Here is a 17,170-nt window from a genome sequence, read left to right on the forward strand (position 1 = left end):
GCGCGCTGCTGCAACAGGAGACCGCGCGGCGAATGGGCGTCCGCTGTGCACAGGCGGCCCTGGAAGGTCCGGGAGATCCCATGCAACGCGTCGCCTCCTGCACATGCGGCCAGCTGAGCATCACCGTCGAAGGCGAGCCGCGTGGGGTCGGCCTGTGCCATTGCCTGGCATGTCAGAGCCGAACGGGAAGCGCTTTCGCCTATCTGGCCAGCTTCGCCGCTCCCTACACGGTGGCCGGGCGGGCGTCCGAATATGTTCGTACCGGCGACCAGGGAGCGGCGTTCAAATTCCGCTTCTGCCCGGTCTGCGGGAGCAATCTCTTCCACGGCGAGGAGGGGGCGACCGGGTCGGTCTCGGTTGCTGTCGGCGCCTTCGGCGACCCGGATTTCCCGCTGCCCCAGGTGTCCGTCTACGACATCCGGCGGCATGGATGGGTTGCGCTGCCCACCGGCATCCAGGCGTTTCCGCGAGACCCGGACTGAGCGGTCGGATACCGGCCTCGCGCCTCCCGGATTGCCGCCTCAATCGGGCGCCTTGCGAAAATCCGTACCGTCGAGCACCTCCGCCAGAAGCCGCGTTCCGAGATCGGCTTCCGCCTCGGAAAGCCCGGAAAATCCGAACAGCAGTCTCGATGTATCGGAGGATGCGACGTTCATCCGGGACAGCGGCATGACGACGACGCCCTTCGCCAAAGCAGCCGCGGAGACAGCCCTGTCGTTGCTCCAGGTCCCCGTGCTGCGTGTGGTGAGATTGATGCCCTGATCAGGAACGACGACGGCAAGATGCTCGCTGGTACGGTCCCTCAGGAGGCCCGTCAGCAGATCCCGCGAAGCGCGCAGCCGCTCCCTGAGGCGGCGCAGATGCGCCGGAAAATAGCCCTCATTGAGAAAATCGCCGACGACACGTTGCTGGAAGGTCGGCGGGCAGCGGTCAAGCGCCGGGCGCACCGCCCGGAACACCGGCACCAGATCGGCTGGGACCACGAGATAGCCAAGGCGCAGGCTCGGCAGCAGGGCTTTGCTGAACGTGCCGGTGTAGAGGACACGATTGGCCTGATCCAGGCCTTGCAACGATGCGATCGGGTGACCGTCATAGCGAAATTCGCTGTCATAGTCGTCCTCGACAATCCAGCAGCCATGCTCCCTTGCATAGGCGAGAAGCTCGAGCCGCCGCGGCAGGGATAGAACGGAGCCGACCGGATATTGGTTTGACGGCGTCACATAGAACAGCGCCGGTGGTTGCAGCGAGCCGGTCGCCAGGACCTCCGTCATGACCCCCTCGTGATCCACGGGCAGGCCGACGATCTGCGCGCCATTGAGAGTCAGGCATTGTCTGGCCGGCGGATAACACGGGTCCTCGACAACGACGCTGTCGCCAGGCGAGGCCAGCACGCGAAAGGCCAGGTCGAGCGCCTGCTGCGTTCCGGCCGTGATGAACAGCTGATCAGGCGTACAGCGCACCCCCCGTGAAACGGCTAGGTGAGCGGCGATCGCAGCCCGAAGCGCGGGCTCCCCCTGAATATCGCCGTAGCCTTCAAAGGCGTAGTTCATGTGCCGGCCGGCAATGCGGTTCAGGAGGCCGGCGGTGCGCTCATCATGGGCGATCCGGCCCGTCACAAACGGCAGGGGCCTTTGTGGTTCGAGGCTGGGTCCGCAGGTCAGAACCCGCGTGACCGCTTGCGAGAGCGCGCGGCTGGTCGCATGAGCCGCTGGCTCCTTGCGTTCACCGGCTCTCAAGAGCCCATCCGGAACGCCTGCAGAAATATAGGTGCCCGACCCGTGGCGCGCGATGGCATAGCCCTCGGCGATCAGGATCTCATAGGCCTCGGCAATGGTGCCGCGCGACAGCTTCCACTCCTGCGACGCCAGGCGGGTCGAGGGCAGGCGCTGTCCCGCATCCAACCGGCCGTCGGCAATCGCACCGCGCAGGGCAAGGTAGAGCTGCCGCGCCAGGGATGCCGGGGAGGATGGATTAATACCCGGCTGAAAGCGAGCCGATGGGCTTTCCCTGCGCCGCTTCAGGTTCATCAAGCCTCCCATCCAAATGGCTCACCAAGTGGCTCAGGGTGGAATCGTATAGTGGCTCTGTAAATTGAATCAATAATGCATTCTGATTGAGCCACTTTCAAAGTGCCGCCGCAGATCGACGAGGAGAAGCAGGGATGGAGATGCAGGCGCCACGCCGCTGCAGGCCCTCTTCGACCGCGTCTTCGCCCATCACGGCTTCGCGGTCGGTTTTTGAGCCTTCTGCAAAGCGAATCTCCTGGAGTTCCTGATGTCGATGTCTTCGCCCCGATTGCGGATTGCCGTGCTGTTCGGCGGACGCTCTGCCGAGCATGACGTGTCCGTGCTGTCGGCCACCAATGTGATGAAGGCCCTGGAGCCCGCGAAATATGATGCGGTACCGATTTTCGTGACGCGCGAAGGGCAATGGCTGCTGAGCCGCCTCGAGGGGGGCATGCTCGCCAAACCCGAGAGCGGTACGGAGGTCTCCCTCGTCCCGGGCGGACGCGGGCGAATGATCGCCATCGAGGCCGGCGGCAGGATGGTCGATGCCGGGACGATCGACATCCTGTTTCCCGTCCTGCACGGGCTCTATGGCGAGGACGGTTCGATACAGGGGCTTGCGGAAGTCGCGCGCGTGCCGCTCGCGGGCTGCGGCATCCTCGGCTCTGCGGCGGCGCTGGACAAGGATATCGCCAAGCGCCTGCTGCGGGCAGCCGGCCTTCCGGTCGCCCGATCCGTGACCATCAGCGACGATACTGCACCTGACCTTCCGGCCCTGGAGCGCGAGCTTGGGCTGCCGCTCTTCATCAAGCCGGCCCGGCAGGGCTCTTCGATCGGCGTCAGAAAGGTCTCCGGAAGCCAGGAATTCAGGCCGGCGCTGAGCGAAGGGTTCCGGCATGACCGCAAGCTGCTTGCCGAAGAATTCATCCAGGGGCGCGAGATCGAATTCAGTGTGCTGGAAGATGAAAGGGGCGGATTGTTCGTGTCCCGGCCCGGAGAGATCGTTCCGGCCGAGAGCCACGGCTTCTACAGCTACGACGCCAAATATATCGACGAGAACGGTGCGGCGTTGAAGGTGCCGGCGGAATTGCCCGCAGAGGTCGAGGCGCAGATGCGGGAGATGGCCGCCAGGGCATTCAGGGCTCTCGGCTGCGATGGCATGGCGCGCGTCGATTTCTTCCTGACGGCGGATATGCAGTGCCTCGTGAACGAGGTGAACACGATTCCGGGCTTCACCAATATCAGCATGTATTCCAAGGCGATGGCCGCCAGCGGCGTGAGCTATGCCGAAATCCTCGATCGTCTCGTGTCGCATGGTCTGGCGCGCGCTGGCCGGGCCGGCTGACACTGACGGTGAACAGGATCAGTGCCGCCGAGGCGAGCAGCGGTTGGAGCAACGGACCGATCGGCGTCGCTGTTCTCAACGGATGATTGCCGGCAACTCCGGCCTTCGTTCGGCAGTTCGATCCTCTGAGGGGCGAGCATTTGGCAAGGAGCCGGGGCGAGCAACCGCCAGCGCAGGCGTGCACTTGATCCCGTGCGGTCGGCGCCGGACCAGGGCGTTGGGAGCGGTCTCGGTGGGAACGGGCGGCTGGCTCGGACGTTGGAGCCGCACACGCAAGATCCGGGCGGCGCCAAACCTGGCCCCGACGACTTGCAAGCCAGCGACGGGCAGCCATCATGAGCAAATCAAGATCGACGGGAGCGCCGAAGGCAAACCCAGGCAACGGGGGCGAGACGCACCAGACCGCTTCTGCCCCGGACAAGCGGATCACGACGAACCACGGCGTGCCGGTGAGCGACAACCAGAACTCGCTCAGGGCGGGGCGGCGTGGCCCGACCCTGCTCGAGGATTTCGTGCTCCGGGAAAAGATCCAGCATTTCGACCACGAGCGCATTCCCGAGAGGATCGTCCATGCACGCGGCTCGGCGGCGCACGGCTATTTCGAGCTGACTGAGTCGCTGGCCGAATTCACCCGCGCCAGGATCCTCACCGAAGTCGGCGTCAAGACGGAGCTGTTCACGCGCTTCTCGACCGTCGCGGGCGGCGCCGGTTCTGTCGACACGCCGCGCGATGTGCGTGGCTTTGCGGTCAAGTTCTACACCCGGGAGGGCAACTGGGACCTCGTCGGCAACAACATCCCGGTCTTCTTCATCCAGGACGCGATCAAGTTTCCCGATCTCATTCACGCCGTGAAGATGGAGGCCGATCGCGGATATCCGCAGGCCGCCAGCGCCCATGACACCTTCTGGGATTTCATCGGCCTGATGCCCGAGGCCACCCACATGATAATGTGGGCGATGTCGGACCGGGCCATTCCGCGTTCGTTGCGCATGATGGAGGGTTTTGGAGTCAACACCTTCCGGCTTTTGAACGACAAGGATGAGCCGACCTTCGTCAAGTTCCACTGGCGGCCGAAGCTCGGCACGCAATCGACTTGCTGGGACGAGGCCGTGAAGATCGCCGGTGCCGATCCCGATTATCACCGTCGCGATCTGCATGAAGCCATCGCTGCGGGTGATTTTCCGGAATGGGAGTTCGGTGTCCAGCTCCTGAGCCAGAAGGAGGCGGACGCGCTGCCATTCGACATTCTCGATGCCACCAAGCTGATACCCGAGGAGCTCGTGCCGATCCGCTTCATCGGCCGCATGGTGCTCAATCGCAACCCGGACAACTTCTTTGCCGAGACGGAGCAGGTCGCCTTCCTGCCGACCAACATGCCGCCGGGCATCGATGTCTCGGAGGATCCGCTGCTGCAGGGGCGGCTTTTCTCCTATCAGGACACGCAGCTCTCGCGCCTTGGCACCGTCAACTTCCACCAGATCCCGATCAACAAGGCCAAGGGCTGTCCCTTCCAGAATCTGCAGCGCGACGGGCAGATGCAGACAAAGGTGTTCACGGGGCGCGCGAATTACGAGCCCAACAGCCTCAGCGAGGCCGGCGAGGACGGCGGGCCGCGCGAGGATCCGAACGGCGGCTTCCGGACCTTCGCCCTGCCGGTGGAGGAGACGAAGCTCAGGCTGCGTTCGGAGAGTTTCGCCGACCATTACTCGCACGCCCGTCTGTTCTTTCGATCGCAGACGGAGATCGAGCAGGCCCACATCGCCAGCGCGCTGGTCTTCGAGCTGTCGAAGGTCTCGCTCGACCATGTCCGCTTGCGGGTTCTCTCCAATCTACGCAATGTCGACGAGACACTGGCCGGTCGCGTCGCGGACGGCATGAACATGGCGCTGCCCAAGGCATCGGCGCCGGCCGTGGCCCCGCAGGACATGGAGGTTTCGCCAGCCCTGCGCATCGTCGGCAAGTATCCCGAGACGCTGAAGGGCCGGGTGGTCGGTGTCCTGGTTTCGGACGGGGCGGACGGAGCCTTGATCGACATGCTTGGAAAGGCCGTCGAGGGCGAGGGCGGCACGGTCAAGATCGTCGCGCCAAGGATCGGCGGCGTGACCTTGAAGGGCGGCAGGACGCTGAAGGCCGACGGTCAACTGGCGGGCACGCCGTCGGTGATGTTCGACGCTATCGCCCTCGTGCTGTCCGAAGCAGGTTGCGCAGCCCTGCTCAGCGAGGGCGCAGCCATCGATTTCGCCAAGGACGCCTTTGGCCATCTCAAGGCGATCGGCTTCAGCGCCGAAGCGAAACCGCTCCTCGACAAGGCGGGCATCGTCGCGGATGCGGGCGTCGTGGAGCTCGGTGCCAAGGCTCAGGCCTTTCTTGCCCCCGCCTGCACGCGCCAATGGGGCCGCGAGCCAAAGGTTCGTACCCTGGCTTGAGCCGGAAGGTCGGGAACCCGCAAGGCTCGGCCTGCGGGATGGGCCCACCATGCAGAACGGTGGTGGGTCTTTCCGTTGGGCAGGAGGCGTCAAAGCGGTTTGCTGCTAGGAATGCGGCAGATCGGGTGGGACGCGGATAGGCGAAGCATGGGCGTCGAGCTGCGCGAAGTGACCGCCGCAACCGTTCGATCGATCTGCAGCCTGGAGGTCGCCGACGAACAGCGCACCTATGTTGCGCCTGTAGCGGTATCGATAGCTCAGGCTCATTTCGAGCCGACATCGATGTTTCGAGCGATCTATGCGGATGACGAGCCCGTGGGCTTCATCCTGTGGCGCAGCGGGGAACAGCCGAAATCGGCTTATCTCTGGCGCTTCATGGTCGACAGGAAGCACCAGGGAAAAGGCCATGCGCGTGCCGCGATGGAATTGGCCTTTACGGAATGGCGTGCGCTCGGCTTCGATACCTTGATCACCAGCGTTGTTCTGGGCCAGCACAGCCCGCTGGGCTTTTACCTGTCGCTTGGATTTACAGAGGCGAATGAGACCACGCGCCATGGCGAATGGGTTCTTCGCAAGACGCTCTAGCCGCGCGCTGGCATCGGATCGCCGCCGACTGGCCCGTCTCCGGAGCGCTCAGCCGGTGCCGTTGAATTCGGTACGAAATTCATGAAATTCGCGGGCAACAAGGTTCGGATCGCTCGTCTAGCCTCTGCAACCTTGCCAATCCGGCATGTGCAGAGCCGGCCTGCGCTTGACCCGTCAGCAGTCGCGTCCCGGCACCGTGCCGGCCAGGACGCGGGCGACCGGGGCGCCCAGGGCGGCCCATCGGGAACCGGAGGGATGCCCGTTCGTTTCACAGTGATCCGCGAGGATTCCCACGAACTGGCCCGCCATCCCGAGAGAGATGGTGGGTCTTTTTCGTTAACCTTCGCACGATAACTTCCTCAATCGATGGAACCGATCGGGGAAATGGGAATTTCCCTTCCGTCATGCTACATTGGATGGGCGGCGTCGTCGTCCTGGCAACGAGGGATAACCGATATGAAAACCATACTGGTTCTGGCCGTTTCTGTGGGGCTGATGGGCATTGGTGGCTGTGCCGCCGATATGTACGGCAAGGGCAAAGGCAAAGCCCCGCCGCCGGTGGCTTCGCCGATCGTGACCAAGGGCTGAGGCCCGAATCCAGCGACCCTCGGGTCGCCCGAGTTTGCCCGCTGCTCCGAAAGGGGCGGCGGGTCTTTTTTTGTCTGCCTGTGCCGGTCCTGCCGCGGATCGGCCCGAGCTGCCGCTACAGCGAGCCGCGCGTGGCACCCGCTGCCGAACGGCCGAGCGCCTCGTCCGCTGGGTGTTGACGATAATCGAGGGCGGGGTGGATGATCGGCTGCCGACCGCGCGATCCGAACTGCTGGCAACGACACCCTGCTGTTCAGCGAACTTGGCCTGTCATAGAGGATTGAAGCCAGATGTTGCGAATGTCCATTGTGGTCATTGCGGCGCTGCTCGTGACAGGCGTCGTCGCATTCGAAGATATCGATGGCAGTTTGGCCAAGCTGGAGCCGATAGACCGAGCAACCCTGATTGAGGCTATCGATCTGCACATGAACGACGGTACTTCGACTAAAATCAGAAATGTCAGGCCTGTGTCTGAGAACGTATACCTTTGCGGATGGATCGATTCAAAGAATAGCTTCGGCGCCTATGTGGGATACCGCAGATTTATTCTCCACATGGGCAGCAAGGAATTTTTATACGACGGAGATTTCCACCGAGGCACCGAGCATCTCGCCGCATCGACCAAACGATTTATTGGCGCGAAGTGCGGGCAGGGGTCGTAATTGCGCGCGATCGTATGGGCGAGGAGCAACGAGCGGGCGGATCAGCCCAACATGCCCGTGGACGAGAAATACAGAGCACGCTGCGGAGCCGGGAGCATCGCGACGTCACGGCGCAGCTTCAGCCGGTCGTCCTGAGCAATGGTAGCCGCTCGTTCGCTGGCCTGAGAGGCCGCCCCATAGCGCAGGGAACCGAATGCCCCACCGGAGGTTGCTCGATTGTGGCGCTGGCCACGGGCAATCAGGAGGAGGGGGCAATGGACGGTATCATCTATCTCGTCGGGTTGATTGTGGTGGTCATGGCCATCCTCTCGTTCCTTGGTCTGCGTTGAGAGGAGGCGAGAATGGCTGTTCTTCCCACAGAAACCGATGTCTCGATCGCGGTCGCGCCGGCTCCGTCCTCCTATCTGGAATGGGCCCCCATCCTGGGGGGAGCGGTGCTCGCAGCCGCCATCTCCTCGATCATGACGGCCTTCGGATCGGCGATCGGGCTTTCCTTGGTTTCGGCGGAGCCTTCGCGCAGCTCTTCGCTCGCCGTGCTCGGCATCGCAGCAGCGCTATGGGCGCTCTGGGTCACCGTCTCGGCCTGCATTGCCGGCGGCTATGTGGCCGGCCGGATGCGGCGCCCTGTTCCCGATGCCACCGCCCACGAACGGGAGATGCGTGACGGAGCGCATGGCCTCCTGGTCTGGGCAACGGGGGCGCTCCTGCTGGCTTTCATCGCGACGTCATCGGCTGTTGGCGCGGGCCGCACAGCCCTTGAGGGCGCGGCAGCCGCAACCTCGGGGGCGACTTCGCTCCTGAAGCTGCAGCCGGATCCGCTCGGCTCGGCCATCGATGGCATCCTGCGGGCGCCCGGCGCCGGTGCGCCGGTGACGCCCGAAGAGCGTTCGGAGCTGAGCCGGCTGATGTCGACGGCGATGGGGAATGGCACGCTCGATCCGGCGGACCGCGACTATATCGCGACCCGCATGGCAAGCCGTGCCGGGATCGGCAAGCCCGAGGCGGAAAAGCGTGTCGATGACACGCTGGCAAAACTGAACCAGGCCAAGGAGACGGCGAAGCAGGCCGCCGAAAAGGCACGGAAGGTCGGCATCATCTCGGCCTTCCTGACGGCCGCCGTGCTTCTCGTCGGTGCTGCCGCGGGCTGGTTCGGGGCGGTGCTTGGAGGTGGCCACCGTGACGAGCAGCGCGAAATGCCGGGTTGGGGCCGGCGCCGTCTCTGATCCAGGCGTTCCCACAGGTCGAAGCCCGCCGGGTTTCGGCCTGTCCTTGCATTCAGGCAGGATGAAGCGGCCGCCGGGATTGGCGGCCCTTCTGCGTTCTCGGGCCCAGGGGCTCCGCAATCGCGGCAGCGGAGGGGCGGGAGCCCCCCTGTTTGGGTTGCGCTCAGCCGCCGGTCAGGTCGCGGCTTTGGCGATCGAGCTCCGCATTGTAGCGGCGCAGGGCGAACTGCTCGGTCAGAAGGCCGATCACTTGCAGCGTCTCGCGACTGTCGACGACGGCGAGTTCCTCGCTCTGCGATGCGGCAAACAGCGCCGCAGCCTCGCGGATATTCATCGAAGGCAGCAGGACGTCCTTCTGGTTGCGGGCGAGTTCAGCGACCGTGGCGACCTCCAGATCGGCGCCATACGCCTCGGATACCAGCACCAGGCCGGCATAGCGGCCCTGTCCATCGACCAGCACGGCGCGCTGGTTCGCGCCCAGCGGGAATGCGCGGCGGAAGCCTTCGAGGGATGTGCCTTCCGCGACCGTCCGGACATCCCGGCGCATCATGCGCCCGACGGCGAGGTCGCGAACCCAGCCGATATCGGCAGCGCTGCGGATCGCCTCGCCGCGCAGGTGGAAGCGCCAGGTCGCGAAGGAATAGCCGAAGGTGCGGCGCACCGTGATCGAGGAGACGACCGAGGCGGCGAGCACCGCCACCGTGAGCGGCAGGCTCCCCGTCGTCTCCAGGGCGAGCAGGGCCATGGTCAGCGGGCCACCGACGACTGCGGTTGCCATCGCGCTCATGCCGACGACGGCGAAGACCGTCGAAGCGGCCGGAATCCCGAACCCGGCGGTCCAGGCCAGAGCCATCAGCTTGCCGAACATGGCGCCGATGAAGAGCGAGGCGAAGAACAGGCCGCCGCGAAAGCCGGAGCCGATCGAGACCGCCGAGGCGATCGATTTCAGCAGGATCACGGTGAGGAGGAAGGACGCCGTGTAGTCGGCGGCGAAGCCGACATGCAGCGCGCTGTGTCCCGAGGACAGGACGGTCGGCGTCAGCAGGGCCAGCAGGCCCACCATCAACCCCCCGATGGCGGGACGCAGGGCGAGCGGCAGTCGGCTTTGCCTGAACAGGTACTCGGCCAGCGATACGCCCCGCATCAGCAGGATGCCGAGGCCGGCGCAGAGTGCCCCCATCACCATCACGAGGACATAGTCCTGCCCGGTGAGCGGCGCGGTGATGTCGACCTGGAACGGCATCGGCGTCAGGAAGAGCCGGGTCACGCCTATGGCGCAGAGCGAGGCGACGACGACCGGGGCGAGCATCGCGACGGTATAGGTCGCGATGATGAGCTCGAAGGCGTAGAAGGCGCCGGTCAGCGGCGCATCGAAGGCCGCGGCGATCGCGCCGGCGGCGCCGCAGCCGACCAGCACCCGCAAGTCGGCGCGCCGGACCTGCAGCAGGCGTCCGATCTTGGAGGCGAAGGCGGCACCGCCCTGCGTATAGCCGGCCTCCATGCCAACGGACGCGCCAAAACCGTTCGAGACCAGCGTCTGGGCCACGAGGATCAGGCTGTCCCGAAGCGACAGGCGCCCGCCGTGGAGAGCATTGGCCTCGATCGGGTCGACGACGGAGCCCCGCCTGCGGCGAGCCAGCACCACGCCGAGCACTCCCATCAAGAGGCCCCCCAGGACAGGTATTGCGACCGCGCGGAGCGGATCGACCAGGGCTGCGCCGCTGACGTCGCCCTTATGGGTCGCAAAAAAGGACAGGTGCAGGAATTTCGAAGCCCCGACCATCGCAACGACGAGCAGGCCGGCCGCGATGCCGACCAGGCCGGCGAAGACGACGAGCGCGATCTCGTCGCTGCGCAGCCGCCGTGGCAGGTCCCGTCTGAAGCGTAGCCAGGCCGCACGCGCGTTGCGGCGCAGACGGTTGCGACCGAGGGTTCCGAAGACCGTTGGCTCCACCACGCCTGTCACCCCAGCTAGCCGCATTCGGCTGGGAACCACGACGAGGCGCATCGAGCCGCCCCGGCCGTGTCAACCTGCCGCGTGCTAGATGGCCCGCCCCCTGCGCGTCAACCCGCCGACGGTTCTCGTCGATCCGCTGCCCCTGACGATCGCGCTGCATTGGCTGCATCAGCGCGCGCTCACTCAGCCAGCGCTCGCATGACCTTGATCAGGTCGGATTTTCCCTCGAATCCGATTCCCGGCAGGTCCGGCATGACGATGTGGCCGTCCTCGACACGAACCGAATCCGGGAAGCCGCCATAGGGCTGGAAGAGATCGGGGTAGCTCTCGTTGCCGCCCAGGCCGAGGCCAGCCGCAATATTCAGCGACATCTGATGCCCGCCATGGGGAATGCAGCGGGACGGCGACCAGCCAAATTGCTGGAGGACAYCGAGCGTTCTGAGATATTCGACAAGCCCGTATGACAGGGCGCAGTCGAACTGAAGCCAGTCGCGATCCGGGCGCATGCCGCCGTAGCGCAGCAGGTTGCGTGCGTCCTGGTGAGAGAAGAGGTTCTCGCCCGTCGCCATCGGCCCCGGATAGAATTCCGAGAGGGCGGCCTGGAGGGCGTAGTCGAGCGGATCGCCGACTTCCTCGTACCAGAATAGAGGATAATCCCGCAGCATCTTGGCGTAGGCGATGCCGGTCTCCAGGTCGAAACGGCCATTCGCATCCACCGCCAGCTGGGCTTGCGATCCGATCTCCTTCAGCGCCGCCTCGATGCGCTCGCGGTCCTCGTCGATCGGGGCCCCACCGATTTTCATCTTGACGACAGTGTAGCCACGATCGAGATAGCCCCGCATCTCCGCCTGGAGCGCCGAGTTGTCCTTTCCTGGATAATAGTAGCCGCCTGCCGCATAGACGAAGACACGCGGATCGGCTTCGCGGCCCTTCTTCTCGGCCAGAAGGCGGAACAGGGGCTTGCCGGCGATCTTCGCGACCGCATCCCAGACCGCCATGTCGAGAGTGCCGACCGCGACGGAGCGCTCGCCATGTCCGCCCGGCTTCTCATTCGACATCATCGCTGCCCAGACGCGCTGGGGATCGAGATTGGTGCCGGCATCATCGAGCAGGCTCTTCGGCTCGGCCTCGAGAATGCGATTGCGGAAGCGCTCTCGGATGAGGCCGCCCTGGCCATAGCGCCCGTTGGAATTGAAGCCGTATCCAACTACGCGTCGGCCGTCGCGCACGACATCGGTCACGACGGCAACAAGGCTCGCCGTCATCTTCGAGAAGTCGATATAGGCGTTGCGGATGGGAGAGGCGATGGGCTTCGTGATCTCGACGACATCGACGATACGCATGGTCAGGTCCTTCCGTTCGGTTCTGGATTTTGTGCTGGTGGAGCGTCAATGCGCCAGGCCCGGCGCGATCCCGGCCTGCTGGCCTCCGTGGGACCGCTCGGCTTGGCTATGCCGACAGCGAATGTTTCCGAAGAGGGGAGGCTGGGGACATTCGCTCGCCTGGTGAAGCCTGGGCGATCCGCTGCAAGCTGGTGTCGACCTTGGGCGAGGCCCGTCCGAACCTGCTCGAAGGTCGATCGACGCTGGAGGCAGAATTCGCTGATCCTGCTGATTATTGACCAGTTTTCCATTCGATAAGGCGCCCCATTCCGTTCCGCGAGGCGCTTGCTTGCCTCTGTTCGGGCGCCGTCCGGCGGAACCTCCGCTGAGGGGCGGGAACAGCCGCAGATGACGACGGGAGCGACGGTTAGAACTGCTTTGCGGCAAACGCCAATGCTGTTGCCGGAATTGATCATGCGTTTTAGGCATTACCAATGGAACTGATCTGGCTTGAGGATTACCTGGCGCTGGCTGATGCCTTGAATTTCTCCAGGGCCGCTTCTGCACGGCACGTGACCCAGCCGGCCTTCAGCCGGAGGATCCGCGCGCTTGAGGATTGGATCGGTGCGCCCTTGTTCATCCGCACCACGCATAGCGTCGCGCTGACACCGGCAGGCGAGCAGTTCCGCAATCAGGCGGAGGTTCTGACACGCGCGTTGCATCAGTTGCGGCGCGATACCCTGGAGGTTGCCGGACGTGGCGCCGGTCCGTTGTCTATCGCGGCAACCCACGCCCTTTCCTTCACGTTCTTTCCGAAATGGGTTCGTGGAAATGAGAAGATCCTGGCCCTTGGGACCCTCAACCTGATCTCCGACAGCATGCAGGCCTGCGAGCAGATGATGCTGCGGGGGGATGTGCAGTTCCTGCTTTGCCACCATCACCCCAGCATTGGCAGCCGGGTCGAAACCAGCCAGTTCAAGAGCATCGTGGTCGGGGCCGATACGCTCGTGCCGCTTTGTGCGCCCGACCAGGATGGGGCGCCGCGCTGGCGGCTCGAGCGCACTGTGCCGGTCAAGTATCTCGGTTACAGCGAGCAGTCCGGCCTGGGGCGGATCATTGCCGGGCTTCGGCGCGCTGCAGATCGAAATGTTGCGCTGGAGACGGTCTTTACATCGCACCTCGCCGCCACATTGCTCTCGATGGCGCGCGCCGGAGACGGGGTCGCATGGCTGCCCCGAACATTGGCGGAGGAGGATATGTCGCTCGGCCGACTGGTCCAGGCCGGTGATCCCGGCCTGGCCATACCGATTGAGATCCGGCTGTTTCGTCCCATGGCCCGTCAGGGGCCCGTTGCCGAGGCCGTCTGGGCCGCATTCGAGCGGGGTTGAGGTTCAGCCCGCTATCAGGTGGCTGAACAGGATCGAGGTGCCGAGGCCGATGAGGGCGAGACCGCCGATCCGCTCGGCCCAGCGCCCGAATTTGGCGCCGACCAGGTTGCCGGCCATCATGCCCCCCGTCGACATCACGAATGTCGCAAAGCCGATGGCCAGCGCGACGACGAAGATGTTCACGTCCAGGAAGGCGAGCGACACGCCGACCGCCATGGCATCGATGCTGGTGCCGATCGCGGTCGCCATCAGGGCCCAGAGCGAGTTGCCATGCGCAGCATCATTGCGCTCGGCCGCAGGCTTCATGGAATGCAGGAGCATGCGCCCGCCGACGATGCCGAGCAGAACGAAGGCGATCCAGTGGTCGACGGCCGCGACATACTGGCTTGCGGCAAACCCCGCGGCCCAGCCTATGAGCGGCGTGATGGCCTCAACGATGCCGAAGACCACACCGGTGCGAAGCGCCTGCGTGAAACGCGGGCGGCTGGAGGCGGCGCCCCGCCCGATCGAGGCCAGCAGGGCGTCGACGGACATGCCCACGGCGAGCACGGCGATAGAAGCAGGTGACATGGCAGTCTCAAATTGCGGACGGAGGACCAGACGGATCTCGGGCCTTGTCCGCAAGGCCTCTCCGTCACGGTCTCGCTTGGCCGAAATCATCCGGCTGATCGCACCACGCAGTCCTCGCCGCGAGCGTGTTGATGCGATCGCGCGCCGAAGCACGCCGCTACTCCCCGATGCGTCTGCACCTAGTGAATCACGCTCATGATGTCAATTCGATAACGATTTCAAACTCTTAGCATTGAGACGCATTTGCATGTAGAAGAATGCCGCGGCCCTGCCGAAGCGACGCCGGGCGCGCTCGACGACCTCTGCGTCGAAGGCTACGGCTGGTGAGATCACGCGGGGAGGGGCACATCCGCCAGGCCGATTTCGTGCCTCTCGACTATCGCGCTTGCACCAGTCCTGTCCCTGCCGGACGTCAAACACGCGATCTTGAAACGGCAGCAACCGGAATTCCCAAGACAGGAATGGTCCGGCGCGTAGGATCGGCCGCGTGATGCCAATAACACCACAGGGGAGAACGACTGTGCCGCGCCTGACCGCCAAGGATTTTCCGCAGGAACTGCTCGAACTGTACGACTATTATGCGCACGGACGGATCACCAAGCGCGAGTTTTTCGATCGCGCCGGCAAATTCGCCGTGGGTGGCATGACGGCGGCGTCGATCCTGGCCTCGATGAGCCCCGACTACGCGCTCGCGCAACAGATCTCGTTCACGGACCCCGATATCACCGCCAGTTACCTCACCTACCCCTCGCCGAAGGGGAATGGCGATGTCCGCGGCTATCTGGTGCGTCCGGCAAAACTATCCGGCCGCGTCCCCGCGGTGGTCGTCGTGCATGAGAACCGCGGTTTGAACCCCTATATCGAGGATGTCGCGCGCCGGGTCGCGAAGGCCGGCTTCATCGCGCTTGCTCCGGATGGCCTGAGCTCCGTCGGCGGTTATCCCGGCAATGACGAGAAGGGCCGAGAACTGCAGCAGCAGGTCAATCCGGAGAAGCTGATGAATGACTTCTTCGCGGCCATCGAATTCCTGATGAAGAGCGATCAGACCACCGGCAAGGTCGGCATCACCGGCTTCTGCTATGGCGGTGGCGTCGCCAACGCGGCTGCCGTCGCCTATCCCGAACTCGGCGCGGCCGTGCCGTTCTATGGCCGTCAGCCCCGCGCCGAGGACGTGCCGCGGATCAAGGCGCCGCTCCTGATCCATTACGGCGCTCTCGACACCGGCATCAATGCCGGCTGGCCGGCCTATGAGGCGGCCTTGAAGGCGGGCGGGAAAACCTATGAGGCCTATATCTATCCAGGCGCCAATCATGGCTTCCACAACGACTCCACCCCCCGTTATGACGAAGCGGCCGCCAAGCTGGCCTGGGACCGGACCATCGCCTGGTTCAAGCGCTACCTGAGTTGAACGAGCGGAGCCTCATCCCGCCCGAGCGTGGGTGAGAGCGACCGGGGCGCGCCAGAATTCGCGGTCTCCGCACGGGGTAGGACGGCCATGGGCCGTTCGCTCTGCGCGGAGTACTGCGCCTGGGCGTGCAAGGGCCAAGGGTGGGCACGCGCTGTTCGGGGACGTGCTCCGCGAGAGCGCACATTCTGTTCGTGACGCTTGGGCTCGGTTTATAGCCGAATCAGCCTCATGATCCCGAGCGCTGCAGCCTATCGTTCCCGCGAGGTCCCATGCGCCTTGTCTTGACCACGACTGCCGCTCTTCTGTTCACGGCTCTCCCAACCCATGCCGATGAGCGCAGCGAGTGCCTCGCCGGCATCGCGCGCCTGCGCAGCGCGACTGCTGCAAGACCTGCCCCTCCCGACCGGGACACACTTCTCGGCACGCTGCGCCGGGCGGAGCGGGAGGCCGGCGAACGCCAGTTCGACGACTGTGTCGGGGTCCTCAAGGCCAGCGCCAGTGGCGGCGGCAAGAGCAGCCGGGATGACGATGACGCCGAGGAGGGCGCCGAAACCGAGGACATGTTCGGCTTTACGGAGGGCACCAGCATCCTCGAAAAGGGCAAGTTCGAAATCTCCGGCGCCGGCGAGGGTGCATTCGGCAAGCGCCTCGGCCGGTATCGGACGGGAGGCCTGGGTGGCAGCTTTGCGTTCGCCCCGGTCGACGGGCTCAGCATCGAGTTGGGGGCGGTCGGCAACCGCGTCTCGATCCGCGACGTACCGGGACTGGACAATCGCCACGGCGGCGGCTTCGGTGGCTTTTCCGCCGAGTTGAAATGGCAGGCTATCAAGCGGGGAGACGCCTCGCCCGTCGGCCTGACCTTTATCGTCGAGCCGGGCGCGAGCTTTCGCGACGCGGAGGCTGGCGGGCGTGGCCGGGGCGTGGGGCTGGAGGGGCGGATCGCGCTTGATGCCGAACTTGTTCCCAGGAGGTTGTTCGGTGGACTCAACCTGATCTACGAATTGGAGAAATTCCGCCCGCGCGGCGTAAACCTGTTCAATGGCGAAGCCGAGCCCTTGGAAGGCGTGTTATCCGGGCCGTGCCAGCCCTATGCCGAGGACGACGCCCTGGAGACATGCGTCGCGTCCGCGCGGCGCAAGTCAGCGGAGCGGTCCTCTCTCCTCGGGCTCTCGGGAGCACTCGCGATCCAGATCAACCCCAATGTCTTTATCGGCGGCGAGGTTCGCTATTTGCGCTCCTATGCCGGGCTCGGGTTGAACAGCTTCGAAGGACACGCCGTCTTCGTCGGCCCGACCCTCTACGCCAAGCTCAGCGAGACCGTGTCGATCTCCGCGGCCTACTCCGCCCAGATTGCCGGGAAGTCGGAAGCCACGCCAGGCCGGCGGCTCGATCTCGACAACTTCGCCCGTCACCAGGCCAAATTGAAGATCTCCTACGAGTTCTAGATGTGTAGTCCCGAAATCTGATGGTGCATCATCGATCCTGAGTCGTCAGGAGGAGGATGCATTATGGGAAGCGTTCTTCATGGCAGCGCCCGCACGACGGCGCGTGTTCGAGCCGAGCTCCAAGGGTCGAAAGAGAGCAGCCGGGCCCTTGCCGTCCGCTACGGCTTGAATCCGAAGACTGTGCTCAAGTGGCGCAAAAGGACCACCACATCCGATGCGCCCATGGGACCGAAGGACCCTCGAAG

The 17,170-nt window shown here is 64.7% G+C and carries 14 protein-coding genes and 1 pseudogene; 11 read left to right on the forward strand and 4 right to left on the reverse strand.

The features are described 5' to 3' along the window. Nucleotides 1–80: 80 nt before the first annotated feature. On the forward strand, nt 81–482 hold the full coding sequence (locus AC1DW9_RS10400) for a GFA family protein (RefSeq protein WP_441488373.1): 402 nt from the start codon (nt 81–83) through the stop codon (nt 480–482). Between the two features lie 39 nt (nt 483–521). Here the strand turns inward: AC1DW9_RS10400 and pdxR are convergent, their stop codons facing one another. Then, nucleotides 522–2,027 carry a MocR-like pyridoxine biosynthesis transcription factor PdxR gene (pdxR, locus tag AC1DW9_RS10405; protein ID WP_476776653.1) on the reverse strand — a complete coding sequence of 502 codons (1,506 nt, stop codon included), beginning with the start codon at nt 2,025–2,027 and terminating at the stop codon, nt 522–524. A 247-nt stretch (nt 2,028–2,274) separates the two neighbouring features. On the opposite strand from pdxR, the gene AC1DW9_RS10410 reads away from it, so the two are divergent. From AC1DW9_RS10410 to AC1DW9_RS10435, 6 genes are all read left to right on the forward strand, one after another. Further along, nucleotides 2,275–3,351, forward strand: coding sequence for a D-alanine--D-alanine ligase family protein (locus AC1DW9_RS10410; protein ID WP_476776652.1), 1,077 nt, complete (start codon nt 2,275–2,277; stop codon nt 3,349–3,351). Between the two features lie 335 nt (nt 3,352–3,686). Beyond that, complete coding sequence (locus tag AC1DW9_RS10415; protein ID WP_476776651.1) at nt 3,687–5,777, forward strand: catalase; 2,091 nt, start codon at nt 3,687–3,689, stop codon at nt 5,775–5,777. A 147-nt stretch (nt 5,778–5,924) separates the two neighbouring features. Beyond that, the gene (locus tag AC1DW9_RS10420) at nt 5,925–6,362 is read left to right on the forward strand and encodes a GNAT family N-acetyltransferase (RefSeq protein ID WP_441507923.1); all 438 of its coding nucleotides are present in this window, start codon (nt 5,925–5,927) and stop codon (nt 6,360–6,362) included. A gap of 456 nt (nt 6,363–6,818) precedes the next feature. Then, a complete protein-coding gene (locus AC1DW9_RS10425) occupies nt 6,819–6,950 on the forward strand; it encodes an ABC transporter (RefSeq protein ID WP_113517473.1) in 132 nt (43 codons plus the stop codon). A gap of 299 nt (nt 6,951–7,249) precedes the next feature. Beyond that, complete coding sequence (locus AC1DW9_RS10430; protein ID WP_441507922.1) at nt 7,250–7,612, forward strand: hypothetical protein; 363 nt, start codon at nt 7,250–7,252, stop codon at nt 7,610–7,612. A gap of 341 nt (nt 7,613–7,953) precedes the next feature. Beyond that, nucleotides 7,954–8,835, forward strand: a complete 882-nt coding sequence (locus tag AC1DW9_RS10435) for a hypothetical protein (protein WP_441507921.1) — start codon at nt 7,954–7,956, stop codon at nt 8,833–8,835. 163 nt (nt 8,836–8,998) lie between these two features. Here AC1DW9_RS10435 and AC1DW9_RS10440 read toward each other — a convergent pair whose 3' ends face one another. Together AC1DW9_RS10440 and AC1DW9_RS10445 are read right to left on the reverse strand one after the other, a co-directional pair. Further along, a complete protein-coding gene (locus tag AC1DW9_RS10440) occupies nt 8,999–10,816 on the reverse strand; it encodes a chloride channel protein (RefSeq protein ID WP_441507954.1) in 1,818 nt (605 codons plus the stop codon). 155 nt (nt 10,817–10,971) lie between these two features. Then, nucleotides 10,972–12,141: a mandelate racemase/muconate lactonizing enzyme family protein gene (locus tag AC1DW9_RS10445; protein ID WP_476855081.1), complete on the reverse strand. Its 1,170-nt coding sequence runs from the start codon at nt 12,139–12,141 to the stop codon at nt 10,972–10,974. A gap of 467 nt (nt 12,142–12,608) precedes the next feature. On the opposite strand from AC1DW9_RS10445, the gene AC1DW9_RS10450 reads away from it, so the two are divergent. After that, nucleotides 12,609–13,502, forward strand: coding sequence for a LysR substrate-binding domain-containing protein (locus AC1DW9_RS10450; protein WP_476776650.1), 894 nt, complete (start codon nt 12,609–12,611; stop codon nt 13,500–13,502). A 3-nt stretch (nt 13,503–13,505) separates the two neighbouring features. On the opposite strand, the gene AC1DW9_RS10455 is transcribed toward AC1DW9_RS10450, so the two are convergent. After that, a complete protein-coding gene (locus AC1DW9_RS10455) occupies nt 13,506–14,072 on the reverse strand; it encodes a manganese efflux pump MntP (protein ID WP_441507919.1) in 567 nt (188 codons plus the stop codon). A 520-nt stretch (nt 14,073–14,592) separates the two neighbouring features. Between AC1DW9_RS10455 and yghX the strand changes: the two genes are divergently transcribed. The 3 genes and pseudogenes from yghX to AC1DW9_RS10470 form a co-directional block, all read left to right on the forward strand. Further along, nucleotides 14,593–15,480: a YghX family hydrolase gene (gene yghX / locus AC1DW9_RS10460; protein WP_441507918.1), complete on the forward strand. Its 888-nt coding sequence runs from the start codon at nt 14,593–14,595 to the stop codon at nt 15,478–15,480. A 269-nt stretch (nt 15,481–15,749) separates the two neighbouring features. Continuing rightward, the gene (locus AC1DW9_RS10465) at nt 15,750–16,925 is read left to right on the forward strand and encodes a hypothetical protein (protein WP_476776649.1); all 1,176 of its coding nucleotides are present in this window, start codon (nt 15,750–15,752) and stop codon (nt 16,923–16,925) included. A 63-nt stretch (nt 16,926–16,988) separates the two neighbouring features. Then, nucleotides 16,989–17,170: pseudogene (locus tag AC1DW9_RS10470) on the forward strand (IS481 family transposase); the annotation flags it as partial.

The sequence above is a fragment of the Allobosea sp. P4_E12 genome, assembly GCF_056401655.1.